Source organism: Janthinobacterium svalbardense (assembly GCF_002327145.1).
In the GTDB taxonomy this organism is placed as follows: domain Bacteria; phylum Pseudomonadota; class Gammaproteobacteria; order Burkholderiales; family Burkholderiaceae_D; genus Janthinobacterium; species Janthinobacterium tructae.
Map to the genome: position 1 here is coordinate 5,271,326 of NZ_CP023422.1, position 26,316 is coordinate 5,297,641.

Annotated in this window: 20 protein-coding genes; 12 read left to right on the forward strand and 8 right to left on the reverse strand. The window is 63.4% G+C overall.

Features of this window, described 5'->3' with window-relative positions; genetic code table 11:
• Positions 1–7: 7 nt before the first annotated feature.
• From CNX70_RS23485 to CNX70_RS23495, 3 genes are all read right to left on the reverse strand, one after another.
• Positions 8–385, reverse strand: coding sequence for a Rieske (2Fe-2S) protein (locus CNX70_RS23485; RefSeq protein WP_208624456.1), 378 nt, complete (start codon positions 383–385; stop codon positions 8–10).
• Complete coding sequence (locus tag CNX70_RS23490; protein ID WP_096237515.1) at positions 382–1,041, reverse strand: HAD-IIIA family hydrolase; 660 nt, start codon at positions 1,039–1,041, stop codon at positions 382–384. The genes CNX70_RS23485 and CNX70_RS23490 overlap by 4 nt, the downstream gene beginning before the upstream one ends.
• A gap of 89 nt (positions 1,042–1,130) precedes the next feature.
• Positions 1,131–2,126, reverse strand: coding sequence for an RluA family pseudouridine synthase (locus CNX70_RS23495; RefSeq protein ID WP_071075830.1), 996 nt, complete (start codon positions 2,124–2,126; stop codon positions 1,131–1,133).
• 697 nt (positions 2,127–2,823) lie between these two features.
• Here CNX70_RS23495 and CNX70_RS23500 point away from each other — a divergent pair.
• The 6 genes from CNX70_RS23500 to CNX70_RS23525 all read left to right on the forward strand — a co-directional run bounded on the left by CNX70_RS23500 (position 2,824) and on the right by CNX70_RS23525 (position 12,412).
• Entirely contained in the window at positions 2,824–5,952 is a 3,129-nt protein-coding gene (locus tag CNX70_RS23500) for an Rne/Rng family ribonuclease (protein ID WP_096237516.1), read from the forward strand.
• Between the two features lie 88 nt (positions 5,953–6,040).
• Entirely contained in the window at positions 6,041–7,372 is a 1,332-nt protein-coding gene (chrA, locus tag CNX70_RS23505) for a chromate efflux transporter (RefSeq protein ID WP_096237517.1), read from the forward strand.
• Between the two features lie 29 nt (positions 7,373–7,401).
• On the forward strand, positions 7,402–8,523 hold the full coding sequence (moaA, locus tag CNX70_RS23510) for a GTP 3',8-cyclase MoaA (RefSeq protein ID WP_096237518.1): 1,122 nt from the start codon (positions 7,402–7,404) through the stop codon (positions 8,521–8,523).
• A 61-nt stretch (positions 8,524–8,584) separates the two neighbouring features.
• Positions 8,585–10,432 (forward strand): molybdopterin molybdotransferase MoeA, encoded by a 1,848-nt coding sequence (moeA, locus tag CNX70_RS23515; RefSeq protein WP_096237519.1) that lies wholly within the window; start codon positions 8,585–8,587, stop codon positions 10,430–10,432.
• Positions 10,432–11,217 (forward strand): hypothetical protein, encoded by a 786-nt coding sequence (locus CNX70_RS23520; RefSeq protein ID WP_096237520.1) that lies wholly within the window; start codon positions 10,432–10,434, stop codon positions 11,215–11,217. Before moeA ends, CNX70_RS23520 begins: the two co-directional genes overlap by 1 nt.
• Positions 11,218–11,509: 292 nt before the next feature.
• Complete coding sequence (locus CNX70_RS23525) at positions 11,510–12,412, forward strand: MHFG family PEP-CTERM protein (protein ID WP_096237521.1); 903 nt, start codon at positions 11,510–11,512, stop codon at positions 12,410–12,412.
• A 12-nt stretch (positions 12,413–12,424) separates the two neighbouring features.
• Here the strand turns inward: CNX70_RS23525 and CNX70_RS23530 are convergent, their stop codons facing one another.
• Positions 12,425–13,810: a DNA recombination protein RmuC gene (locus CNX70_RS23530; RefSeq protein ID WP_096237522.1), complete on the reverse strand. Its 1,386-nt coding sequence runs from the start codon at positions 13,808–13,810 to the stop codon at positions 12,425–12,427.
• A 5-nt stretch (positions 13,811–13,815) separates the two neighbouring features.
• Positions 13,816–14,211, reverse strand: a complete 396-nt coding sequence (locus tag CNX70_RS23535; protein ID WP_034754244.1) for a group II truncated hemoglobin — start codon at positions 14,209–14,211, stop codon at positions 13,816–13,818.
• A gap of 133 nt (positions 14,212–14,344) precedes the next feature.
• Between CNX70_RS23535 and CNX70_RS23540 the strand changes: the two genes are divergently transcribed.
• From CNX70_RS23540 to CNX70_RS23550, 3 genes are read left to right on the forward strand one after another with little or no spacing between them, the layout of a single operon-like run.
• Positions 14,345–15,610 carry an MFS transporter gene (locus tag CNX70_RS23540; RefSeq protein ID WP_096237523.1) on the forward strand — a complete coding sequence of 422 codons (1,266 nt, stop codon included), beginning with the start codon at positions 14,345–14,347 and terminating at the stop codon, positions 15,608–15,610.
• Between the two features lie 12 nt (positions 15,611–15,622).
• The gene (locus CNX70_RS23545) at positions 15,623–15,970 is read left to right on the forward strand and encodes a GIY-YIG nuclease family protein (RefSeq protein WP_096237524.1); all 348 of its coding nucleotides are present in this window, start codon (positions 15,623–15,625) and stop codon (positions 15,968–15,970) included.
• 57 nt (positions 15,971–16,027) lie between these two features.
• Positions 16,028–16,495 (forward strand): MarR family winged helix-turn-helix transcriptional regulator, encoded by a 468-nt coding sequence (locus tag CNX70_RS23550; protein ID WP_096237525.1) that lies wholly within the window; start codon positions 16,028–16,030, stop codon positions 16,493–16,495.
• A gap of 10 nt (positions 16,496–16,505) precedes the next feature.
• Here the strand turns inward: CNX70_RS23550 and cqsA are convergent, their stop codons facing one another.
• Positions 16,506–17,750 carry an alpha-hydroxyketone-type quorum-sensing autoinducer synthase gene (gene cqsA / locus CNX70_RS23555; RefSeq protein WP_096237526.1) on the reverse strand — a complete coding sequence of 415 codons (1,245 nt, stop codon included), beginning with the start codon at positions 17,748–17,750 and terminating at the stop codon, positions 16,506–16,508.
• Between the two features lie 167 nt (positions 17,751–17,917).
• Between cqsA and CNX70_RS23560 the strand changes: the two genes are divergently transcribed.
• Together CNX70_RS23560 and CNX70_RS23565 are read left to right on the forward strand one after the other, a co-directional pair.
• Entirely contained in the window at positions 17,918–19,222 is a 1,305-nt protein-coding gene (locus CNX70_RS23560) for a sensor histidine kinase (RefSeq protein ID WP_096238648.1), read from the forward strand.
• Between the two features lie 3 nt (positions 19,223–19,225).
• A complete protein-coding gene (locus tag CNX70_RS23565; protein ID WP_096237527.1) occupies positions 19,226–20,233 on the forward strand; it encodes a response regulator in 1,008 nt (335 codons plus the stop codon).
• Between the two features lie 8 nt (positions 20,234–20,241).
• Here CNX70_RS23565 and CNX70_RS23570 read toward each other — a convergent pair whose 3' ends face one another.
• Together CNX70_RS23570 and CNX70_RS23575 are read right to left on the reverse strand one after the other, a co-directional pair.
• On the reverse strand, positions 20,242–22,773 hold the full coding sequence (locus tag CNX70_RS23570) for an ABC transporter permease (RefSeq protein ID WP_096237528.1): 2,532 nt from the start codon (positions 22,771–22,773) through the stop codon (positions 20,242–20,244).
• Between the two features lie 36 nt (positions 22,774–22,809).
• Positions 22,810–23,841 carry an adenosine deaminase gene (locus CNX70_RS23575; RefSeq protein WP_096237529.1) on the reverse strand — a complete coding sequence of 344 codons (1,032 nt, stop codon included), beginning with the start codon at positions 23,839–23,841 and terminating at the stop codon, positions 22,810–22,812.
• 549 nt (positions 23,842–24,390) lie between these two features.
• Between CNX70_RS23575 and CNX70_RS23580 the strand changes: the two genes are divergently transcribed.
• Positions 24,391–26,313 carry a PrkA family serine protein kinase gene (locus CNX70_RS23580; protein ID WP_071075815.1) on the forward strand — a complete coding sequence of 641 codons (1,923 nt, stop codon included), beginning with the start codon at positions 24,391–24,393 and terminating at the stop codon, positions 26,311–26,313.
• Positions 26,314–26,316 lie beyond the last annotated feature (3 nt).

Below are 26,316 nucleotides of genomic sequence, written 5' to 3' on the forward strand. Positions count from 1 at the left end.
CCCGGCTTCAGGCCGGCAGCGGCTGGACATACTCATCGGGTTGCCAGTACAGCTGGCCATCGCGCTCGCTCACGGGAATCGGGCGCAAGCGGCCACCCTTGCAGGGACCGCCCGCGCAGTAGCCGCTCTCCGGCACATAGATGGCGCCATGCGTCGAACACATCAGATACAAGCCGCTGGACTCGAAAAACTCGCCCTCGGCCCAGTCCAGTTCGATCGGTACGTGGGCGCAGCGGTTCAGGTAGCCATATGCCTTGCCGCCGTGGCGCACGACAAAGCCCGTAGTCGCTTCGCCACCGGCCGAGACGGGAAAGCGCACGCCCTTGCCGCCGTCGGCCACCGCATCGGCGGCACAAATCAACACTTCCACAACATCGCTCATCATGCGTGCTCGCTCAGCCATTGGTGCAGATCGGCCACCGTGGCGGCCGAATACAGGGGATTACAAGCCTGCAACTGCTCCACCGGATGCGCCCCATACTCTACGGCAATACCGGCCGCGCCTGCATTGCTTGCCATCAACAAATCATGACTGGTGTCGCCGATCATCACGGTGCGGCGCATATCCTGCCCCAGTTCGCGCGTCAGCTCCTGCAGCATGGCCGGATGGGGCTTGGAAAACGTTTCATCAGCGCAGCGCGTCGCATCGAACAGCGACAGCAGCTTGACGGCGTTCAGCGAACGGTTCAGGCCGACACGGCTCTTGCCCGTGGCGACGGCCAGAAAGTACGCTTGCTGCGAGAGTTCCTGCAGCATTTCCTGCACACCGGGAAACAGGGTCAGCTCATGGTCGCGCGACAGATAGTGATAGCGATAGCGTTCCGCCATGCGCGCATGGTATTTCGGCTCGACATCTGGCATCACCAGCTGCATGGCTTCCTGCAAGCCCAGGCCGATCACATGCGAGGCCAGCAACTCGGTGGGAATTGGCAAGCCCAGGTCTTTCGCCGACGCCTGGATGCACTTGACGATGGTCGAGGTACTGTCTATCAGGGTACCGTCCCAATCGAAGACGATCAGATCAAATTGCTTTCTTGCCATGTTTCCCGACGGCAAAGCCGCCGGCTCCTTGAGAATGAATGATGGCGACTGACTACCTTGTGAGTAGTGTCCCCGCACGCGATGCAGAGCTATCGTGCGGCAACGGCCAATGGTTTGCCCAAGCTTACCAAGAAACGCTCGCATTCGGCAGCCAGCGGCGCATTCAGGGTCACCGTCTTGCCCGTCTCCGGATGCGTAAACGTGATCTGGTGCGCGTGCAGGAACATGCGCTTCAGGGCGCCGCGCGTGCTGTCGGCTTTCAACAGGGCACGGTTGAGGGCAAAGTCGCCATATTTATCGTCGCCCGCAATGGGGAAACCGGACGAGGACAGATGCACGCGGATCTGGTGCGTGCGTCCGGTCTTCAATTCCGCTTCCAGCAAGGCGAAGTTGTGATATTTATGCAACAGTGAAAACACCGTGTGCGACGCCAGGCCATCGGCCTGCACGGCCACCCGGCGCTCGCCTTCGGCCGTCGTATATTTATGCAGCGGCAGCTTGATATGCTGGCGCGCATTCTTCCAGTCACCGGCCACCAGCACCAGGTAGCGCTTGTCCGTGAGGCCGTCGCGCATCTGCTCGTGCAAATTCGTCAACGCCGTGCGCTTCTTTGCCAGCAACAGCAAGCCGGACGTGTCGCGGTCCAGGCGGTGCACCAGTTCCAAAAACTTGGCGTCGGGGCGCGAGGCGCGCAATTGCTCGATCACGCCGAACGAGACGCCCGAGCCGCCATGCACGGCCACGCCGGCCGGCTTGTCGATGACGAGCAGCTGCGCATCTTCGAAAATGATCTTGAATTCGGCGGCCGGCGCGCCCGTGGGGGCCTTTTCGGCCACGCGCACGGGTGGAATGCGCACCACGTCGCCGGCGACGAGACGGTACAGCTGATCGATACGGCCTTTATTCACCCGCACTTCTCCCGATCGCAAGATCCGGTAGATGTGGCTTTTAGGCACTCCCTTGCACACTCTTAATAAGTAGTTGTCGATGCGCTGGCCTGCTTCTTCCTCGGCGATCGTTACGAATTGGGCTTGCGGCTGAACCGGCGGTGTTGAAGGGGGAACAACATCTTTTTGACTCTTCATTTACTATGTCTTCCCAGAAATCTCTCTAAGTCCTTCATTTTGAATATATAATTGTTTTTGCTGCGGCCCTGGCTGCTGCGAGTGTAAGAATAAAAGCACATTTTACACAGGGGCGTCTCCACCGGCCTCGCCAAATTGCAAATTCGGTGGAAAAAAATGTATATGCACCATCCCTGCGCGAATCAAGGTTGCACCGTAGTTGTAATCGGATAACGCGTGGAGATGCTGAAGTGAGTGTGGGATTATAAGGATAAGTACCCGTTAGCGCGACTTATCGAGTCGGGCTCGCGGGTTGATGAAGTTGATAACGCTTGCCGTTTTCGCCAAACCCCGTATGTGGCCAAATACTGAGGGTTGTCGATGATAGGCTGAGGCCAAGCCTCGCCATCGCGATCCCTGTAATGAGCCGGCTAACGATTTTGGCTCTGAATTTGCTGACCACTTGCATTCTCTGCCCCCGATGCAGTTCATTCTCATCCGGGCTGTTTCAGATGAGTTGCAAGTGTCCTGTGCACTCGGCATGACGATTGACCTCACCGCGCCTGTTGCGGCCGTAACGCATATCTCGTACGCGTTGTTGCTCCGCACGCCTGGGCATTTCCCCCGCCAACACTCCCGTTCTCGCATATATCCCTGTACTTTCGCCGCTTCCCCGGAAGCGGCTTTGAGATGGCCTACGGGTCGCGGAGTTATAAAAATGAAACGCATGTTGTTTAATGCCACGCAGCAAGAAGAACTGCGCGTAGCGATTGTCGACGGACAAAAACTGATCGACATCGATATCGAGACAGCCGGGCGCGAACAGCGCAAATCCAACATCTACAAGGGCGTCATCACGCGCATCGAGCCATCGCTCGAAGCGTGCTTCGTCAGCTATGGCGAAGACCGCCACGGCTTCCTGCCTTTCAAGGAAGTTGCCCGCACGTATTTCCGCGAAGGCGTCGATGTGCGTAACGCTTCCGTCAAGGAAGCGCTGCGCGAAGGCCAGGAAATCATGGTGCAAGTGGAAAAGGAAGAGCGCGGCAACAAGGGCGCTGCCCTGACCTCGTTCGTTTCGCTGGCCGGCCGTTACCTGGTCTTGATGCCGAACAACCCGCGTGGCGGTGGCGTATCGCGCCGCGTGGAAGGTGAAGAGCGTCAGGAATTGCGCGAAACCATGGATAAACTGGACTTGCCAGCTGGCATGTCCGTCATTGCCCGCACCGCCGGCATCGGCCGCAACGTCGATGAACTGCAGTGGGACTTGAATTACCTGATGCAACTGTGGCGCGCCATCGAAGGCGCCGGCAAGTCGGCCAACGGCGCTTTCCTGATCTACCAGGAATCGTCGCTCGTCATCCGCGCCATCCGCGACTACTTCCAGCCCGACATCGGCGAGATCCTGATCGACACCGACGAGATCTACGACCAGGCGCACCAGTTCATGAGCCACGTGATGCCCGACATGGTGCACCGCGTAAAACGCTACAGCGACGACGTGCCGCTGTTCTCGCGCTTCCAGATCGAACATCAAATTGAAACGGCGTACAGCCGCACCGTGCCGCTGCCATCGGGCGGCGCTATTGTTATCGACCACACCGAAGCGCTGGTGTCCGTCGACGTCAACTCGGCCCGCGCCACGCGCGGTTCGGACATCGAGACGACCGCCTTCAACACCAACTGCGAAGCGGCCGAAGAAGTGGCCCGCCAGTTGCGTTTGCGCGACTTGGGCGGCTTGATCGTCATCGACTTCATCGACATGGAAGTGGCAAAAAACCAGCGCGAAGTGGAACAGCGCCTGAAAGACGCGCTGCACCATGACCGTGCCCGTGTACAAATGGGCAAGATTTCCCGCTTCGGCCTGATGGAACTGTCGCGCCAGCGCCTGCGCCCTTCGCTGTCCGAAGGTTCGCACGTGACATGCCCGCGCTGCTCCGGCACGGGCCATATCCGCGACACGGAATCGTCCGCCCTGCAGGTGCTGCGCATCATCCAGGAAGAGGCGATGAAGGAAAACTCGGCCACCATCCACGTGCAAGTGCCCGTCGACGTGGGCGCCTTCCTGCTGAACGAAAAGCGCGGCGAAGTGCTGAAAATCGAAAACCGCCACCGCATCGCCGTGATCCTGATCCCGAACAAGCATCTGGAAACGCCGCACTACAAGCTGGAACGCATCAAGCACGACGATCCGCGTCTGGAAGACAGCCAGGCCAGCTATAACCTGGCCGAAAGCGCTGAAACCGACATGGCTTACAGCAAGCGCCAGAAGGAAGAAGCCAAGCCGCGCCAAGAAGCCGTCGTCAAGACGATCACGCCTGACCAGCCGGCACCGCTGGTCGAGCGCAAGCCTGTCGAAGCGAAGCCAGCCCCGGTGGCCGCGCCTGTCGCACCACAGGGCCTGATCGCCAAGATCATCAGCTTCTTCACCGGCGCCCCGGCACCGGTGGCGCCAGCGCCCGCCCCTGCCACAACAGCCAAGCCGGCCGGCGCCGACCGCGGCGACCGCAACAGCCGTGGCCCGCGTGGCCGTGGCCGCAACGGCAAGCCTGGCCGCGAAGAACGCGAACCGGGCCAGGGTCGCCCAGCCCAGGACGATGCAGCGAAAGAAGCGGAAGCACTGGAAAAGGCGGCCCGTCCGCCACGCCCACCGCGTCCGCCACGCGAACCGCGTGAAGCGCGCGAAGGTGGCGACGCCACGGCGGCGCCACGCGAACGGGGCGAGCGCCCTGAACGCGCGGAACGTCCAGAGCGCGCAGAGCGTCCAGAGCGCGTGGAACGTCAAGAGCGCGCCGAACGTCCGCCACGCCAGCCACGCGAAGGCCGCGAGCCACGCATCGACAAGGCTGTTGTTGCTGAAGTGAAAGCGGATGAACTGGCCTTGGTTGGCGCTACCGCCAGCGCCGTCAATGTGGTCGTACCGTCAAGCGGTCCGGACGCTGATGCAGCACCAATGAGCTTGCTGAAAGCGCCGGTCAATGCCGGTCCTGAAGGCGAAGAGACGGAAAACGACGTGGAAGGTGAAGAACCGCGCCGCCGCCGTCGTCGTGGTGGCCGCAACCGCAACCGCCGCGACCGCGAAACGGGCGAGCTGATCGAATCGGCAAACGGCGAGAACGAAGGCCAGGACGCGCCAGTGATCAGCTTTACGGTCGCCCCGGCGCCAGAAGCCGCCGCTGATGCTACCCCGGTCGCCGTCGTGGCTGCCACCGCTGTCGTCGCCGTCGCTGCGCCAGTGGAAGCTGCCGTCGTGGAAGTGGTCGAAGTGGTCGAAGTGCTGGAAGTGGCCAAGGTCGTAGAAGCCGCTCCTGCCGCAGAAGCTGCACCAGTTGCTGAAGTGATCGTGCCGGCAGCCCCTGTCGAAGCGGTTGCAGCGCAAGCTGAACCAGCCGCTGCCGAGCCAGCACCAGTTGCCGAGTACAGCTTTGCCGAGAAAGCGGAAGCTGCACCTGCACCTGCTGAAATCATCGTCGAAGCCGTGCCAGTGGTGGAAGCTGCGCCTTTGGTCGAAGCCGTCGCCGTGATCGAGGAAGCACCAGCGCCAGTGGCTGAAACGGCACCTGCCGTGGTGGAAGCCGCACCGGTGGTTGCCGAAGTTGCTCCCGCCCCTGCTCCTGCTCCGGCGCCAGCACCTGTCGTCGCTGCAGCGCCGGCACCTGCGCCGCTGGACTTGAGCGCCGTGCTCGGTTCGGCCGGCCTGACCCTGGCTGCCACCGATCCGGAAAAACTGCGCTTGGCGCAGGAAGCGGCCGCCAAAGCAATCGCTCCCGTGCGCAAGCCGCGCGAACGCAAGCCATTGCCGCCGCAATCGGATGAGCCGTTGATCCAGGTCAACACGCAACGTCCATAAGCGCGCCGGGTTCGCCCAGCCGCCAATAATGAAAGGGGGAGCTCAGGCTTCCCCTTTTTTATGTCCACTTTTTTGCCAGCCAGCCGCCATGCACGAGCACGCCACTCCGTCCCCCGTCAGCCTGCGCAGCGCCTTCTGGTACTGGCTCAAGCTGGGCTGCGTCAGCTTCGGCGGCCCGGCCGGGCAAATCGCCATGATGCATGCGGAACTGGTGGAAAAGCGGCGCTGGATTTCCGAACAGCGTTTCCTGCACGCCCTCAATTACTGCATGCTGCTGCCGGGGCCGGAAGCGACCCAGCTGGCCATCTACATCGGCTGGCTGATGCACCGCACGCGCGGTGCCCTGGTGGCGGGCCTGCTGTTCCTGCTACCCTCGCTGCTGCTGCTGATCGTCCTGTCCTGGCTCTACATGGCCTACGGCCACGTGGCCGCCATCGCCGGCATCCTGTACGGCATCAAGCCGGCCGTCGTCGCCATCGTGCTGGCGGCTGCCTGGCGCCTGGGGCGGCGCACCTTGCGCAGCCCCGGCCTGATCACCATCGCGGCGGCAGCATTTGTCGCCATCGCCGCACTACAGCTGCCATTTCCGCTGATCGTGCTCGCCGCTGCCCTGCTGGGCATGGCGGGCGGGCGCTGGCTGCCGAGCCATTTTCATATTGGCGGCACGCAACATGGCGGCGCGGCCCGCTACGGCGCCGCCCTGATCGATGACGACACGCCCACGCCGGAGCACGCGCAACTCAAATGGCCGCGCCTGCTGGGCACGGCCGCCGTGGGCCTGGCGCTGGCATTCATCACCTGGCTGGGCCTGGCACTACTGGGCGGACGCGAGCAACCGCTGGCGCAGATGGGCGTGTTTTTCAGCAAGTCCGCCCTGCTCACGTTCGGCGGCGCGTATGCCGTGCTGCCCTACCTGGTGCAGGGCGCCGTAGACCATTACCACTGGATCACCAGCGCGCAGATGATGGATGGCCTGGCGCTGGGCGAAACGACGCCCGGCCCTCTGATCATGATCGTCGCCTTCATCGGTTTTGTGGGTGGCTGGAGCCATGCCGTGGCAGGCGAGCACCTGTGGCTGGCGGGCGTGTGTGGCGCGCTCGTCGCCAGCTGGTTTACTTTCCTGCCCTCGTTCATCTTCATCCTCGCCGGCGCGCCGCTGGTGGAAGCGTCGCGCGGCAATTTGCGCCTGAGCGCGCCCCTGACGGCCATTTCGGCGGCCGTGGTGGGCGTCATCGCCAGCCTGGCCCTGTTCTTTGGCCGCCATGTCTTCTGGCAAGAAAACCTGCTGCCCCACTGGGACTGGCTGGCGATGTTCATCGCACTGGCAGCCGGCGTGGCGCTGATCAGGTTTCAAATGGGCACCATCAAATTGCTGCTCGCCTGTGCCATCTTCGGCCTCGTGCTATCGTATCTGCCTTGACCGATTTAACGTAAGTGGTATCACCTTTCATGGCTGACAAGATTATCTACCTCGCCGAGGCCCGCAATGGGGCACCGGCGATCCCCGCGCGGCTGGAAAGTCCCAGCGGTAACGTGGCCGACAGCCTGGGCCGGCCCCTGCACGACCTGCGCATCTCGATTACCGACCGCTGCAATTTCCGTTGCGTGTATTGCATGCCAAAGGACGTGTTCGACAAGAACCACGTGTATCTGCCGCACACGGATTTGCTGTCGTTCGAGGAAATCACGCGCGTGGCGCGCCTTTTCGTTGAACACGGCGTGGAAAAGATCCGCCTGACGGGCGGCGAACCGCTGCTGCGCAAGAATATCGAAAAGCTCATCGCCATGCTGGCCGCGCTGCGCACGCCGTCGGGCCAGCCGCTGGACCTGACCCTGACGACCAACGGTTCCTTGCTCGCCAGAAAGGCGCAAGCCTTGAAGGATGCGGGCCTGAACCGCGTTACCGTGTCGCTCGACTCGCTCGACGACGCCACCTTCAAGCGCATGAACGATGTCGATTTCGCCGTCGCCGACGTACTGCACGGCATCGATGCGGCGCACCAGGCAGGACTCGGCCCCATCAAGATCAACATGGTCGTCAAGGCCGGCATGAACGAGCAGGAAATCGTGCCCATGGCACGCCACTTCAAGGGTACGCCCTACATCTTGCGCTTCATCGAATACATGGACGTGGGCGCCTCGAACGGCTGGAACTTGCAGGAAGTCATCCCGTCCGCCGAAGTCGTGCGCCGCATCGGTGCACACCTGCCCTTGCTGCCCATCGACCCCAACTACACGGGCGAGACGGCGGCGCGCTGGCGCTATGCCGATGGCAGCGGCGAAATCGGCCTCATTTCCAGCGTCACGCAAGCGTTCTGCGCCGACTGCAGCCGCGCCCGTCTCTCGACCGAGGGCAAGCTGTACACCTGCCTGTTCGCCAGCAGCGGCCACGACTTGCGCAGCCTGCTGCGCGGCGGCCGCAGCGACGCGGAAATTTCCTCGGCCGTGGCGCAGTTGTGGCGCGGCCGCGCCGACCGCTATTCGCAATTGCGCACCAGCCAGACGGATTTGACGGGCGGCGCGCTTGAGCATGGTAAAAAGAAAGTGGAAATGTCGTACATCGGCGGCTGAATCGGGCGCGGCGCGCGCCCGCCGCTGCTACCATGGCGCATGCACCCACTTCCTACCTGACATGATCAACACACACGACATTACCGGCCTGATCCTGGCCGGCGGCCTCGGCACGCGCATGGGCCAGCGCGACAAGGGCATGCTGCCCCTGCATGGCCAGCCCCTTGCGCGCCACGTGCTGCAGCGCCTGGCGCCACAAGCAGGCCAGTTGGCCATCAGTGTCCACGCCGATGCCGGCGATTACGCGCGCTTCGGCCTGCCCGTCTGGCCCGACGTGCTGCCTGGCCAGCTGGGCCCGCTGGCAGGTTTACACAGCGGCATGCAGCACGCCAGCACGCCCTTCCTGCTGACGGTGCCGTGCGATTCGCCCCTGCTGCCGCCCGACCTGGCAGCGCGCCTGGCCGCCGGCCTGGTCGACAACGACGCCGACCTGGCCATCGCCGTCACCGAAGAGATCGACCCGGTGACGGGATCGACGGTGCGCCGCCCGCATCCCGTATTTTGCCTGGTAAAAACCTCGGCCTTGCCCCAGCTCGATGCGTATTTGCGCAGCGGAGAGCGCCGCATGCGCACCTGGCATGGCCCCTTGAAGCTGGCCGAAGTGCTCTTCGAGAACAATCGTGCATTCGGCAACATGAATACCCCGGACGAGCTGGCCGCCCTGCAGGCGCAAGGCCTGTCCGTGCCAATGGCGCAAGCGATTCTGGCCGACACCGTGGCGCCCGTCGCCGACGTGGAACAACTGCCGCTGCTGCAAGCGTTCGAGCGCATCCTGGCGGCCGACATCATCTCGCCCATCAGCGTGCCCGCGCACGACAATTCCGCCATGGATGGTTATGCGCTGCACGGGGCTGACCTCGGCGGCGACACTGCTGTCACCCTGGCCGTGGTCGACACCATCCTGGCCGGGCGTCCCGGCACGGTCAGCGTGCAACGCGGGCAATGCGCGCGCATCATGACGGGCGCCGTCATGCCGGACGGCTGCGACAGCGTGGTGCCACAGGAACTGCTGCAGCAGGCCAGCGAACAGCACATCACCATCGCGCCGGACTGCATCCGCCCCGGCGACAACCGCCGTTTCAAGGGCGAAGACTTGATGCAGGGCCAGCCGGCCTTGCTGCAGGGCAAGCGCCTGGGACCGGCCGAACTGGGGCTGCTGGCCTCGCTGGGCATCGCCACCGTGCCCGTGCGCCGGCGCCTGCGCGTGGCCTTCTTTTCCACCGGCGACGAATTGCGCTCGATCGGCGAGCCACTCGACGCCGGCTGCATCTACGACAGCAATCGCTACACCCTGCTGGGCATGCTGAGCCGTTTGGGCTGCGAAGTGCTCGACATGGGTATCGTCAAGGATGAGCCGCAAGCGCTGGAAGCGGCCCTGCGCGGTGCCTGCACCAAGGCCCACGTCATCATCACCTCGGGCGGCGTGTCCAGCGGCGCGGCCGATTTTACGCGCGAGATCCTGGCGCGCCTGGGTGAGGTGGCCTTCTGGCAAATCAACATGCGTCCGGGCCGCCCCATGGCCTTTGGCCGGATTGCCAGCGAAGGCGACACGGCCTTGCTGCTGGGCCTGCCCGGCAACCCCGTGGCCGTGATGGCGGCGTTTTATTTCCTCGCCCGCCCCACCCTGCTGCGCCTGATGGGCGCCGATGCGGACACGGCCACCCTGCCGCTGCTGCAAGTGGCTGCACAAGCACCCATCCGCAAGAAGCGAGGCCGCACGGAATACCAGCGCGGCATCGTCGAGCGGGGCGCGGACGGGCGCCAGCACGTGCGCGTGACGGGGGCGCAAGGCTCCGGCATCCTGCGCTCGATGACGCAAGCCAATTGCATGATCGTGCTGCATGAAGCGCAGGGCAACGTGGCCACGGGCGACCTGGTCGATATCGTGCTGTTCCATGGATTGACCTGATGAAACCTCTGCTTCTGGCGCTGGCCTTGCTGCAGGGAATGGCGGCGTACGCTGGCGAAGTCCACAGCAATGGCTACACGGTGCGCTTCGACGAGCGCATTGAAACGGCGCCGGGCGACTTGCATGGTGCCACCGTGGGCCGCATCAGCATCGTGCGCGCCGCCGATCAAGCTCTCGCGTGGCAGGAAAACACGCCCTTGCAACCGGGCTGCGGCGCCATTGCGGCCATCACCGTCCTCAACGACAGCTATGTGGCCCTGTGCGGCCACTTGGGCGGGCGCCATTACACGCAAAAGATCATCTTCATACAAGGCAACTCGCCCAGCATGGTGAGCGTGGACCAGTTCGATTCGCCCAGTGCCGTGCGCGTGGAGCGCGACGGATCGCTGGCCGTCGACGTCCTGCGGCGCGACCGCTTCCCTGCCGAACTGACGGGTCCGCATTACTTTCCCACCGTGTACCGCTTGCACCGCGATGACGCCACCCTCGGTTTCATCCCCAGCTTTGATGCCGATGCCGCCGAGCGCTACTGGCAGCACTATCGCGCCACGCGCCAGGCGGCGCCAGCGGCGGACGTACTGCCGGAACTGCTGGCCTCCCTGCTGGCGGCCCAGGCTGGCAAACAATCCATCTGTGCAGAGCTGGCCACGCTCGCCGCGGATTTGCAGCAAGGACAACCGTACGATACGCAAGGCGCACGCACCTTGATGCGCAAGTGGCTGCACAAGCTGCCCGCCATCGGCTATCCCGCCTTCGATACGCAAGCCTGCCCGGGCCGCATCTAGATCGTTTCACCGCCGCCTGCTGGCGGCGCATCCCTCAACACCCCACTGCCCTCTCAACCGGCCCGCCCAGCGCGGGCCGCTCGCATTGCCCCTTCGCAATCAATTGACCTGCGCGGCAAGCGTTCGACCATCGAGATTAAAATACTAATTATTTCTTTAAGGAACATATTAATAAACACAACATCAATTGTAATTATTTTATTTATTTGTTGATACTACAGTTTCTTCGGTGATAACATTCGAACTCACATAAAAATTCAATTTTGATATTGTTTTCACGAGGAAACTAATAATGAGACACCATTCATGGATCGCGGGCGCCGGCATGCTGGGAGTGGCTTGCCTGCTTGGCATGTTGTCCCTGGCGCCGCTGCCCGCCTATGCCAAAGGGGCACCACGGGCGGACGTGCTGGAGCATTGCAGCTGGAACCGCCCGGGCGCTGACCCGTTCATGGGAGATGTGGTGGCCGCCGTGGACAGGTACCCGGACATCGCGCCGCAGGTGCGCGAAGCATTGAAGGCGCGCATGCGCGCGCGCCAGTACGATGAAATCGTCGTCATCAGCCGCGACGCCATCCGCGGCAAGGGTAATTACAATGCGCGCATCAGCGACATGCATTTCGGGCCAGGCCGCGTCTGCCGCAATGTCACGCGCTCAGGCTGGAGCGAGCAGATGCAGGAAAGGGGTCTCGTGTACTGCGTGCAGGGCGTTTGCATCCTCGTGCCCACCGTGTGCCGCAATGTCAGCCGCATCACGCGGATGCCAGCGTCAGCGACGCCAGCTGCCGGAGCCGCGCCCGTTGCCGCCGCGCCCGCCGCCCCGGAAGCAACTGGCGTGCCCGTGATCGATAATCCCGACGCCTTGCACGGCGGTTCCTTCACGGGCGCCGGCGCGCCGCCTGCCGTGGCGAGCACGCCCTTCCTGCCCTTCGATTATGTGCGTACCGTCGGCGGTATCACGCCGCCAGCCGGCATGGGCGGCATGGGCGGCGGAGGTGGTGGAGGTGGTGGCGCCCTGCCGCCGGACCAGGGCAGCAGCATCATCGTGCCGCCCACCGTGATCCTGCCGACCCTGCCACCCACCGGCCCGACAGTCTTGCCGGCCGTTCCCGAGCCGCAAACATGGGCCATGCTGCTGGCGGGATTGGCACTGCTGGCCGGCGCCACGCTGCGCCGCCGGCCAGCGGCGGCCTGAACGCCGACGGCGCTATTCGCCGTCCGCCTCGGCGGACAGCCCCGCGTCCGCCGCGCCCAGCAGCAAGGCGGCCGCCTCGCCCGGCAAGGCTTCCACGGATTTCAATTTGCGCGCCATCTGCCGGCTGCGCACTTCCGCGCTTTCGATATTCTTCGCCGCCTTTTCCAGCGTCAGCCGGGTTTGCGACAGCACGTCGCCGAACTTGCCGAATTCCGTCTTGACGGCGCCCAGCACTTGCCACACTTCCGACGAGCGCTTTTCCAGCGCCAGCGTGCGGAAACCCATCTGCAGGCTGTTGAGCAAGGCCGTCAGGGTGGATGGCCCGGCAATGCTGACCCTGTGTACGCGCTGTAATTCGTCGGCCAGTCCCGGGCGGCGCAGCACTTCCGCATACAAGCCTTCCGTGGGCAGGAAGAGGATGGCGAAGTCCGTCGTTTGCGGCGGCGCCAGGTATTTCTCGGCGATGGTTTTCGCCTCACCCCGCACGGCCCGTTCCAGCTCGCGGCCGGCGACGGCCACGCCGTCCGCATCGGCCCGCTCGGCCGCGTCGACCAGGCGCTCGTACTGTTCCTTGGGGAATTTCGCATCGATGGGCATCCACACGGGGGGACCGCCATCGACCATGCCCGGCAACTTCAGGGCAAATTCCACGCGCGCGCCGCTGCCCGGCAGCGTTTCCACGTTCTTCGCGTACTGGTCGACAGTGAGTACCTGCTCCAGCAGCATTTCCAGCTGCACCTCGCCCCACGTTCCCCGCGTCTTGACGTTGGTGAGCACCCGCTTCAAATCGCCTACGCCCAGCGCCAGCTGCTGCATTTCACCGAGGCCCTGGTGGACTTTTTCCAGCCGCTCCGACACTTGCTGGAACGAGGCACTCAAACGCGTTTCCAGCGTGGCATGCAGTTTTTCATCGACCGTCTTGCGCATCTCTTCCAGGCGCGCGCCATTGTCGGCCTGCAAGTCGCGGATCTTGTTTTCCAGCGTGGCGCGCACTTCCAGCATGCGCTGCGCATTCGATTCGGTCAGCTGGGCCAACGTCTGATTGGTGCTCTCGGCAAAGCGCGCCAGGCTTTGCGCCTGCTCCTCGCGCCCGACTTTCCCCTGCGCCTGCATCTGCGTGCGCAGGCTGTCGAGCTGTTGCAAGGTTGCCGCCTGGAATTGCGCCAGGCCGGCCGCCAGGTCTTGCCGCGTGGCTTGCGCCGACGCCTGCAGCTGCAGCCGCACCTCGCGCTCGACCCGGTCGATGCGCTCCAGGCTTTGCTGCTGATGCTGCTGTACCAGGGCCAGCGTGGTGGCGCCATCGCCGGCAGCGCCACGCGGGCGCAGCAACAGCAAGAGCAACAGGACAATGGCGACGATGGCGGCGCCCAGCAGGCTGTAGAACTCGATTGGGCTCATGGGTGTCAGTCAGGTTTATTGCGCATCCAGTCGGCTGTCTGATAGAACGATTCCATCAGGCGCACGCGCAGGGATTCTTCGATGCCCGTGTCTTCCATGGCCCAGGCCATGGCCCGCAGCCACTGGTCGCGCTCGCTGGTGCCGATGGCGTAAGGCAAGTGACGGGCGCGCAGGCGCGGGTGGCCGAATTTCTCGATATACAAATCCGGCCCGCCCATCCAGCCCGTCAGGAAGAAATATAGCTTGTCGCGCGAACCGTCCGTCGATGGCGGATGCATGACGCGGATGCCGGCGAACTCGGGCTCGAGTTCCATCAGATCATAAAAGCGGTCGACCATTTCACGCAGCACAGGGGCGCCGCCGATGGTCTCGTACAGGGTGGGGGCAGTGGTATCAGTCATGGCCGCCATGATAGCGCAAGCATCGGCGCTCCATGCGCCACTAGCTCTCTCTGCCACAATAAATGGCAATATACTTGACTGATCAAGCTTATATCAACTACTATGCAATTTTTAAACCACGGACAAGACGACCATGCCAGACGCTATCGACACTCCTTTGCTGCGCAATAGCAACTTCCGCTGGCTGCTGGGCGGCGGCCTCGTTTCCATGCTGGGCGACCAGTTCAGCATGCTGGCCCTGCCGTGGCTGGTGCTGAGCCTGACGAACGATAGCCTCAGCCTGGGCATCGCCGTGGCCCTGATGGGCGCACCGCGCGCCGTACTCATCTTGCTGGGCGGCACCATCGCCGACCGCTACTCGCCCCGGCGCGTGCTGCTGCTGAGCAAATATGCGAACGCTGCCATCCTGCTGGCGCTGGCGGGGCTGCTGATGCTGGAGCAGGCCAGCCTGGCGCTCGCGTATGCGGCCGCGCTGGCACTGGGCATCGCTTCCGCCTTTGGCATTCCGGCCGGCACGGCCATCCTGCCGCAAGCCGTGCCGACGCAATTGTTGCAAAAAGCCAATGGTTTGCAGATGGGTGCGCGCCAGTTGTCGCTGCTGGCCGGCCCCCTGCTGGCGGCGCTGGTGCTGGGCGCCCACGAGGGCGCGCAGAAAACCCCCATGGCGGCGCTGGCCGCCGCCTTTGCCATCGATGCGCTGACGTTTCTGTTCTCCGCCTGGACCTTGCGCCAAGTCAAGCTGCGGCCACTGGCCGTGGTGGCGGCGCAGGGCATGTGGCGCGACATGGCGGCGGGCCTGGCCATGGTGTGGCGCGACCTTCCCTTGCGCAGCTGCTATGCGTACTGGGCGCTGGTGGCCTTCTTCGTCATGGGTCCGCTGCAAGTGGCCTTGCCCGTGCTGGCCAGCGAACGCCTGCACGGTGCTGCGGCGCTGGGACTGCTGATGGGCGCGCACGGCGCCGGCACCCTGGCCGGCATGCTGGCGTCCAGCCTGGGCGGCGCCTGGCTACGCCAGCGTTTCGGCGCCACCTTGCTGGCCGTTGACGCCATTGTCGCCATCCTGCTGATGGCGCTGGGGCAAATCGAAACCGCCTGGCAAGGCGCGGCCTTGCTGGCCGTCACCGGCCTGCTGGGCGGCTATGTGCAGGTGGCCATCTTTACGTGGATACAGCGGCGCGTGGCGCCCACCATGCTGGGCCGGGCGATAGCCGTGTTCATGGGCATCTTCCTGGGCCTGGCGCCTCTGTCGGCGGCGGCCACGGGCGCGCTGCTGCGCCACCTGAGCGTGGGCGAACTGTTCTGCGCCGGCGGCGCCCTGCTGCTGGCCGCCGCCATCGCCGCCACCCTGTTCACTGACATTGCGCGCATCGCGGCAACCGATTACGTCACCCAACCTTGAGGAAATCGCAGGATGGATAAAACACAGCAAGCTGCCCTGAAAGCGGCCTACCGGCAACAAGCGCCAGCATTGGGCATCATCGCGCTGCGCCACGTGCCCAGCGGATGCACCCTGCTCGAACGCAGCCGCAACGCCCCTGGTGCGCTGAACCGCCACCGCTTCGAACTCGCGCTGGGCACGCACCGCAACGCCCGCCTGCAGGCGGACTGGCGGCGCGATGGCGCGGCAGCCTTCCGCTTCGACATCATCGACAGCGTCAAGGCATCGGGCGATCCCGCCTTCGATGCGCAGGCCGAACTCGATGCCCTGCTGGCGCTGCACCGCGCACAGTGGCTGGAACAGGGGCAGCCACTGTATTGAGCAGTATTGCTTTACACTTGCGCACTCAAGCACTGCGCAGCCAACACCAAGGAAACCATGACCGATCACACTTCCCCGCCGCCGGACGGCGCCAGCGCGCTGGACTTCTGCTTGCGCCTGGCGCGTGCCCAGGCGCTCATTGTGCGCCGCTTGGACAGCATCTTGGGCAATCTGCACGGCCTGAGCTTTGGCGATTATCAATTGCTGTACCACTTGCAGCGCGCACCCGGTGGCCGCCTGCGCCGCATCGACCTGGCCGAGCGCCTGGCGCTGACGGCGTCCGGCATCACGCGTTCGCTGATACCGCTGGAGAAAATCGGCCTGGTGGCGCGCCAGGCCGATGCGCGTGATGCCCGCGTCGGCTATGCCGTCATCACCGATACGGGGCAAGCCCTGCTGATCCATGCCGATGCGACGGCGCAGGCGCTGGGCCAGGAATTGCTGGGCAGCGCCAGCGCGCAGCAGTTGGCACCGCTGTCCCTGCTGCTGGCCGGCATCGCCGGCAGCCAGCCCGGCAACGGCTGACGCGCGCTCCCTACACCAGCGCCAGCTTGCGCAAACGCCGCGTCGACGGCCAGCGCGCCATGCCCGTCTCGTCGCGGATGGCGGCGCAGGCGGCCAGCACTCTGGCGCACTCGTCCTCGCGCAAGCCCGCATTCAGGGTCAGGCGCACCAGCGAGCGGTTCTTCGGCGTGGCCGGCGCGCAGAACACGGCGCCGTAGATGCCGTGCCGCTCCAGCGCCTTGCGCAGGATCAGGGTGTCGGGTTCAGCGCCCGCTTCCAGCGCGATGATTTGCTCGGTGCCGTCGCTGACGTTGTAGCCAAGCTCAGCCAGCCCCTGGCGCAGCTGCACGCTGTGGCGGCGCAGGGCGGCGCGGCGGCCGTCGGCGGCGCGGATGAAATCGAGCGCCGCATCGAACCACGCCAGCTCGTGTTCCAGCAGGCAGGAGCTGAAGATGGCGGGCCGCGAGGCGGACAGGAAATAGCCCTTGAAGCGGGCCGAACAGGTGATCAGCCCCGCCCGCCCCGCAAACGCCTTGGCCAGCGACGCCGTGCGGAAATGCACGCGCCCGGCCAGGCCCAGCTCGGCCACCAGGCCCGCGCCCTGCGGGCCGTGCGTGCCCAGCGAGTGCGACTCGTCGACGATCAGCATGCTGCCGCTGCGCTCGGAGATTTCCACCATTTCCAGTAGCGGCGCCACGCTGCCATTCGTGCTGTACAGCGCATCGACGACGATGATGCCGGGGCCATGCTTGTCGAGCTGGCGCTGCAGGTGGGCGCCATCGTTATGCAGGAAGGCCACGGGCACGGCTTGCGCCGATTGCACCCCTTCCCACAGCGAGGCGTGCGCCTGCATGTCCAGGTAGACGGGGATGCCGGGCCCGGCCAGGCTTTGCAGCAAGCCCACGTTAGCGGCCCAGCCCGACTGCGCCAGCACACAGGCTTCGCTGCCGAGATAGTCCGCGAATTTTTGTTCGAGCCGGTGCTGGCGGCTGCCTTCCTGCAAGAACACGGACGACATCAGCATGGCGCCGCCGCCCTGCAAGACGCGCGCCTGGGCCGCCAGCAGCACGGTCTCGCCGGCGATGTTCAGGTAATCATTACCTGCCAGCATGACTGCACGCGCGGGCATCGCTTGCCATTCGTGCAGGTGTTCGCCACCGAGCAGCTTCTCGATGCGCTCGACGTAATGTTCATCCATGCGTGCGCGCACGAAGGCAGGCATCTGTTGTTCGGCATGGATGGCGGGGGACGACAGGGGAAAAAGGGCGTGTGACATAGGGGACTCCTGATTGGTTGCGGGGGAACTACCGCGTCCAACATGCGCGAGCCATCCGGCAAGAGTTTGATACAGCTCAACAGTTATGCTGATATCGTGCTGATAAGGAGAGAACCCGCCGATCATGTTGCATTGACACGCCTCAACGAACACGTCCCCTGATCATGATGCACGTGCAGTCCCCTTCCGGAAAACGGTGGCAAGGCAAGCTGCTCCAGCCTTTCCTGCATTTCCACGACGCCATCGAACACACGCCCGTGCGGCGCGCGCAGGTGCGCACCCTGGCACTCATCGGTGCGCTGGGTATGCCCCTGTACTACGCGCTGTGGCATTATTTTTTTCCGCAAGAATACGAATCGCCACTGCTGCGCACCATCTCCGCCCTGCTGTTCCTGCCCGCGCTGTGGCCCGACCGCTTCAGCAATACCTGGTTCAGCGTGTACCTGTTCCTGGGGCTGACCTTCGAACTGCCATTTTTCTTCACCTACATGTTCCTGATGAACCACGCCGCAGCGCTGTGGATGCATTCACTGCTGGTGGCGCTGGTCGTGCTGTTTCATTTCGATACGCGCATCGCCATGCTGGCCTACCTGAGCGGCACCCTGCTGGCCTGCCTGGCGTTTGCCGTGTTTGGTGATCCCGCCTTTTTGCTCAGCGGCGACGTCTTGCAGCAATTGCCCGTGCACTGGTTCACGATTGCCGTGCTGTCGGTGGTCAAGGTGGGGCGCCATGTGGGTGCACAAGAGAAACTGGCCGGGCTGGCGGCCGGCCTGGGCAGCGTGGCGCACGAATTGCGCACGCCCCTCGTCAGCGTCGAGGCGAACGTGCGCGGGCTGCAGCGCAAGCTGCAAGACCGGCCGCCGGACGCGGCCAACCTGGAAGCGTTGGCGCGCATCCAGTTCGAAGTGCGCCACATGCACCACATGATCGATTTGTTCCTGCTCAGCGCCAGCGCCGTCAACCGCAAGCTCGAAGCGAACGAAGCTGTGGCCATGCACGACAGCGTGGCGGCCGTGCTGCGCCGCTATCCATTTACCAGCACGGCCCAGCGCGACATCGTCAAGGTCGACGTGCGCGCCGATTTCACCTTTCCGGGCCAGTCGGAATTGTGCGTGGTGATCCTGCTGAACCTGCTGCGCAATGCCTTGAAAAGCATCCACCGCGCCGGCAAGGGCCGCGTGCGCATCATCATCGATGGCGCCCATCCCGTGCCGCGCCTGCTGTTCATCGACACGGGCTGCGGCATCGCGGCCAACCGCCTGCCGCTGATCTTCGACCGCTTCTATTCGTATCCTGCGCACAACGGCAGCGGCATCGGCCTGGCCCTGTGCCGGCAAATCATGCAAGCCTGGCAGGCACGCATCCGCTGCGTGGCGCGCGAAGGTGCCTACGCCATCTTCGTGCTGGAATTTCCCCAGCCCCTGCCCGTGCCCACCCACACCCGTTTTCCATCCATCCACCGCGCGAGGTGACGCATGCAACTGCCCGTCTACACCCATCCGACCCTGACCGTACTGATCGACGACAGCGATTCCTTCCTGAAAAGCCTGGCGTTCCAGCTCGATCCTGGCCTGGCGCGCAAGACTTTCCACGACACCAGCAGCGCGCTGCACTGGCTGCGCCACAGCACGCAACTGGGCGAGACACCGCTGCACGTCAATTTCGACACGCAAAACCTGCCGCCCGACCAATGCAACGTGGCGCTCGATCTCGAACGCATCTGGCGCATCAGCGGCCAGGCGCAGCGCTTTGCCGTGCCCTCCGTGCTGGTAGTCGATTATTCGATGCCGCAAATGAATGGCCTGGAATTCTGCCAGGCCGTGCGCGACTTGCCGTGCAAGAAGATTTTATTTACAGGTGCAGCCGATGAAAAAGTGGCCGTGACGGCCTTCAACCGGGGCTTGATCGACCGCTACATCAAGAAGAGCGACGACGATGCGCTCGACATCCTGGAACAGGAAATCGTCTCTTTGCAGCGCGAATTTTTCCTGCAGCACTCGGATACCGTGCGCGACTTGCTATTGCTGCACGACTATGCTTTCCTGCAAGACGAAGCCCTGGCCGCAGTCGTGTACGAGCTGTGCCAGCGCCATGGCTTCGTCGAGTTCTACATCTTTCCCAATCCCTGCGGCATCCTGTTCTTCACGCGCGACGGCCACGCCAGGCTGATGATCATCGAGACGGAGCGCAGCCTGCACACGCAATATGAAATGGCGCGCGACAGCGACGCACCGCAATCCCTGCTGCTGGCCCTGCTGGAAATGCGCGTGATCCCGTACTTTTCCGACGCCGACAGCGACGGCATGTATTCCAGCCAGATCGGCGAAAACTGGTTCCGCTACTGCGCCGCACCCACCATCTGCCTGGGCCGGGTGACGTATTTCTGGGCCCTGTTCGACGTCCCGCCGCACCAGCTGGGGCAGCCGGTCATGTCCTACGCGCAATTTCTGCGCGCGGGCGCGGGCGACAGCGTCAGCGCGTAGTTGGCAACTTAGCCTTCCCGTAGCGTTTGCAGCGGCGGATGTTTCAATACATTGCGCAAGCCCAGCCAGCCGCCGGCGATGGCGCACAGGGCGCCGGCCAGCAGGCCGAAGGCCCACACGCCCGGTGCGAAGCTCCAGGCGAACTTGAACTGATACGTGGCCAGGGCCCAGCCCATGGCCGCCGCGCCCGTGGCCGCCAGCAAGCCGGCCAGCGCGCCCACGAGGGAAAATTCGATCAGCTGCGCCTGCGCCAGCTGGCGCCGCGTGGCACCCAGCGCGCGCAGCAGTCCCGCTTCGCGCGTGCGCTCGTCCTGCGACCCCATCAGCGCGGCATACAGCACCAGCAAGCCCGAGGCCAACGTAAACGCGAAGAGGAATTCGACGGCCGTGACCACCTGGTCCAGCACACCCTGGATCTGTTTCAGCACGCCGCCCACGTCGACCACCGTCAGATTAGGATAGTCGCGCAGCAAGGCATTACCCAGGTCCGCCTGTGCGGGAGGCAAGTGAAACGCCGTGATCCACGTCTGCGGCGTGTCCGCCATGGCGGCCGGGTTGATGATGACAAAGAAATTGACGCGCATCGAACCCCATTCCAGCTTGCGTAAACTCGTGATCGCCGCCTCGACGGGCTGGCCGGCGATGTCGAAGCGCAGCTTGTCGCCCAGTTTCAGTTTCAATGTCTTGGCGATGCCCTCCTCCACCGACGCCTCAGCCGGCGCACCGGGCGCATTGGCGAACCACTTGCCGGCCACCAGCTTGTTTTCTTCCTGCATGGTGGCCATCGTCGACAGGTTGAATTCGCGCTCGGCCAGGCCCTTGGCGCGGTCATCCTCGTAGGTGGTTTCCGTGATGGCATTGCCGTTCACGGCCACCAGGCGCCCGCGTATCATCGGATACAGGGGCGCATTGGCCACGCCGGCCTGCGCCAGGCGCGCGGCGATCGGGTCTTTTTGCTCGGGCAGGATATTGATCATGAAGCGGTTCGGCGCGTCCGGCGGCGTGGCGTTGCGCCAGGCCAGCATCAAGTCGCCTCGCACCACCGTCAGCAGCAGCAAAGCCATCAGGCCCAGCGCCAGCGACACCACCTGGATCACGGTGGCGCCCGGACGGCGCTGCAAGGACGTGACGGCAAAGCGCCAGCCCTGGTGATTGAAGGCGCCGCGCAGGGTTTTCAGCGATTTGATGCCCAGCCAGCCGGCCAGGCCGAACAGGGCGAAGCCGCCGAGGAAACCGGCCGCCGTCAGCAGCGCCAGTTTCACGTCGCCCGCCTGCCACAGCAGCAGCACGACGAAGGCGGCGATGCCCAGGCCGTAGGTGGCCAGGGCCAGCGCCTGCGGCGGCTCCTGTTCGCGGCGGATCACCCTGTTGTGCGGCACATTGCGCAACTGCAAAATCGGCGGCAGGGCAAAGCCCAGCAGCAAGAGCATGCCGGTGGCCACGCCTTGCAGCGCGGGCAGCAGGGAGACGGGCGGCAAGTCGCTCTGCACCAGCTTGCCCAACAGCTCCAGCAGCACCAGGTGGCCGCCGAAGCCCACCATCACGCCGACCACGCTGCCGGCCAGGCCCACCAGTAAAAATTCGATCACGTACATGGCCGTGACCTGGTTTTGCGTCAAGCCCAGGCAGCGCAGCATGGCGCAGGCGTCCAGGTGCCGCAGCATGAAGCGGCGCGCCGCCATCGCCACGGCGACGGCGGCCAGCATGGCCGACAACAAGCCGACCAGCGACAGAAAACGGTCGGCGCGGTCCAAGGTCGATTGCATCTGCGGACTGCCCGATTCCAGCGACTCGATGCGCACGCCCTTGATGGCCTGCGCCTTGATCTGGCTTTCCAGCCAGGCTTGATATTGCGCAAGCTCGGCCGCCTTGGCGGGCGGTGCCGACAGCAGCAAGCGGTACGATACGCGCGAGCCGTTCTGCACCAGCGCCGTGGCGGCCAGGTCGCTCAAGGGCAGCATCACGCGGGGGGCGAAGTTCAGGAACGAGGCGCCCCGGTCCGGCTCGCTGGCGATCAGTTGCGTGACGGTAAATGCCTTGTCGCCCAGTGTCAAGGTGTCGCCCAGTTTCGCGTTCAGGCTGGACAAAATCGCCGCGTCGACCCACACGGTGCCGGGCGCCGGTACCTGGCTGGTCGGCTGGCCCACGGCATCCTGCGCTTCGTTCAGTTGGGTGGTGATTTTCAGCTTGCCCCGCTGCGGGTAGCCGGGTGAGACGGCCTTGATGGACGCCAGCTGCGACAGCGACTGCTCACCTTCTCCCGCCTGCGCCATACTGGGGAACGTCACCGTGTCGGCCAGGATAAAACCGCGCTTCTGCGCTTCGGCGCGCCATGCCGCATTGACGGGCTGGTCGGCGTTGATGACCAGGTCGGCCCCCAGCAGCTGGTGCGCGTCGCGGTTCAGGCCCGCGCGCAAACGGTCGACGAAGAAGCCCACGGCCGACAGGGCCGCCACGGCCACGATCAGGGCGACGAGCAGGAAACGCAGTTGCCCGGCGCGCCAGTCGCGGCCGGTCATTTTCAGGGAGAGGCGGAGCATGGGCGGCGGGTCTTTATGAACGTGGATAGTGATGCGTTATTGCGCTGCGCCGTGGGCGGCGGCGTGCCGGGCGAAATACGCAGCGACGGTAGCGAGAAACGCGTCTTTTTGCGCCTGCGGCAGGAAGGCGGCAATAAAACCGTTGCGCGCCAAGCGTTGCGCGTGGGACAGGCCCAGCGGCAAAGCATCGAAAATGGCGTCGAAATTGTCGTTCATGTAGCCGCCGAAGTACGCGGGATCGTCCGAGTTCACCGTCACGAGCAGGCCGGCGTCGAGCAGTTGCAGCAGGTTATGGTCATGCATCTGGTCAAACACGCGCAGTTTGGTGTTCGACAGCGGGCAGACGGTCAGCGCGATTTGTTCGCGCGCCAGGCGGGCCGTCAGTTCCGCGTCTTCCAGGCAGCGCACGCCATGGTCGATGCGTTCGACTTGCAAGTCGTCGAGCGCCGTGCGGATGTAGGCTGGCGGGCCTTCTTCACCGGCGTGGGCCACCAGGTGCAGGCCCAGCTCGCGGCAACGGGCAAACACGCGCGAAAATTTCTCGGGCGGGTTACCCACTTCCGAGGAATCGAGGCCGATGCCGATGAATTTGTCGCGGTGCGGCAGCGCGTCTTCCAGGGTCTCGAACGCTTCTTCCTCGCTCAGGTGACGCAGGAAACACAGGATCAGGGCCGCGCTGACGGGGCTGTCCTGGCAGGCGCGATGGATGCCGTTGATCACGTCGGCAATCGGCACGCCGCGCACCGTGTGCGTTTGCGGGTCGAAGAAGATTTCCGTGTGCAGTACGTTATCGGCTTCGGCGCGGCGCAGATAGGCTTGCGTCATGTCATAGAAATCCTGCTCTTTCAAGAGCACGCTTGCGCCAGCGTAATAAATGTCGAGAAAAGACTGTAAATCCGTAAAAGCATAGGCGCTGCGCAAGTGTTCTACCGATTCATAGCCCAGCGGCACGCCATTGCGCTCGGCCAGTGCGAAAATCAGTTCTGGCTCCAGCGAGCCTTCGATATGGATATGCAACTCGGCCTTCGGCATGCCGCGGACGATCGCGCGCAATTGGGGGTTCATCATGGGTGTTCCTCATAGGGTGACGATAAAAGTGCTGGCACGCGCGCGCGCGGCGCGCAGGGCCATCAGACATGCAGGCATCTTAGCGCAAGATGGCCGGTCTCACCGGCGACAGCAGCGCCATGGCTGGCACCGGCACGTGCTGGCGAATTGTCGTATGATGGTTTAAAAGGTACAAAAAGGTTCATTGCAATCGATGAAAAATTTGATGATTTATCCAATTAAATCAACAATTTACAAACAAGTATTAAGGATATGCTGACATATCTTTTGACTTCCTTATCCTTTAGAGCAATAATAAATTTCATGGGGCAATGGTAGGTGCAACAAGCGCTATCAACAGTGAAAAAAAGCCGGCTGGCCACGTCAGCGTACGGCATCAAGCGCCAGTTTTTTGGTCCGGGCAATCCGGACTCGCAAAGACACCCGGGCTTGAAACAACAATAAAAATCGGTACGGGGTACAGGAAAAGTTCAGACGGCGAGCCCAGGCGAGTGCCAGGCGGGCGGCCATGGTGACTGGCAGTACAGGTTTACATTAAAGGACATTGACATGACCATTTTTGATAACTATGCAGCACGCTACGAGCGCACCCGCGAAGAGGAAATGTCGCTCACCGAATACCTGGCCCTGTGCAAGAAGGACAAGCTGACCTATGCCAGCGCGCCCGAACGCATGCTGGCCGCCATCGGCGAGCCGCAACTGGTCGACACGCGCAACGACACGCGCCTGTCGCGCATCTTCGCCAACAAGGTGATCAAGATCTATCCCGCCTTCCGCGAGTTCTACGGCACCGAGGAAGTCATCGAGCAAGTCGTCTCGTATTTCCGCCATGCCGCGCAAGGGCTGGAAGAACGCAAGCAGATCCTGTATCTGCTGGGGCCTGTCGGCGGCGGCAAGTCGTCCATTGCGGAAAAACTCAAGTCGCTGATGGAGCACGTACCCTTCTATTGCCTGAAAGGCTCGCCCGTCAACGAATCGCCGCTGGGCCTGTTCAACGAGCAAGAAGACGGCACCATCCTGGAAGAGGATTACGGCATCCCGCGCCGCTACCTGCGCAACATCCCCAGCCCGTGGGCCGTGAAACGCCTGCATGAATACAATGGCGACATCAACCAGTTCCGCGTCGTCAAGCGCTATCCGTCCGTGCTGAAACAGATTGCCATCTCGAAAACGGAGCCGGGCGACGAGAATAACCAGGATATTTCCTCGCTGGTGGGCAAGGTCGACATCCGCAAGCTCGAAGACTACGCGCAGGACGACCCGGACGCCTACAGCTATTCTGGCGGCCTGTGCCTGGCCAACCAGGGCTTGATGGAATTCGTGGAAATGTTCAAGGCCCCGATCAAGGTGCTGCATCCGCTGCTGACGGCCACGCAGGAAGGCAATTACAAGGGCACGGAAGGTTTTGGTGCGATTCCGTTCGACGGCATCATCCTGGCCCACTCGAACGAGTCGGAATGGAAGACCTTTAAAAACAACCGCAACAACGAGGCTTTCCTTGACCGTATCTATATCGTCAAGGTGCCGTACTGCCTGCGCGTGACCGATGAAATCAAGATCTACGACAAGCTGGTGGCCAATTCCTCGCTCGTCAAGGCCCCGTGTGCACCCGGCACCCTGCGCATGATGGCGCAGTTCGCCATCCTGTCGCGCCTGAAAGACCCGGAAAACTCCAGCATTTTCTCGAAAATGCTCGTCTACGATGGCGAAAACCTCAAGGATACGGACCCGAAAGCCAAATCCATGCACGAATACGTCGATTACGCGGGCGTGGACGAGGGCATGAACGGCCTGTCGACGCGCTTTGCCTTCAAGATCCTGTCGAAAGTGTTCAACTTTGACAATTCCGAAGTGGCCGCCAATCCCGTGCACTTATTATATGTACTGGAACAGCAGGTCGAGCGCGAGCAGTTCGCGCCGGAACTCGAGCAGCGCTACTTCTCCTATATTAAAGAGCACCTGGCGCAGCGCTATGTGGAATTCATCGGCAAGGAGATCCAGACGGCTTACCTGGAAAGCTATTCGGAATACGGTCAGAACATTTTCGACCGCTACGTGACGTTTGCCGATTTCTGGATACAGGACCAGGAATACCGCGATCCGGACACGGGCGAAAGTTTTGATCGCGAATCGCTGAACAATGAACTGGAAAAAATCGAGAAACCGGCGGGCATTTCCAATCCGAAGGATTTCCGCAATGAAATCGTGAACTTCGGGCTGCGTGCGCGGGCCTCGAACGGCGGCAAGAATCCCGCCTGGACCAGCTATGAAAAGTTCCGCACCGTGATCGAAAAGAAGATGTTTTCGAATACGGAAGAATTGCTGCCCGTGATTTCCTTCAATGCCAAGGCCAGTGCCGACGATGCCAACAAGCACGCCGACTTCGTGGCCCGCATGGTGGAAAAAGGCTATACGGCCAAGCAGGTACGCCTGTTGTGCGAATGGTACTTGCGCGTACGCAAGTCATCCTAGCGC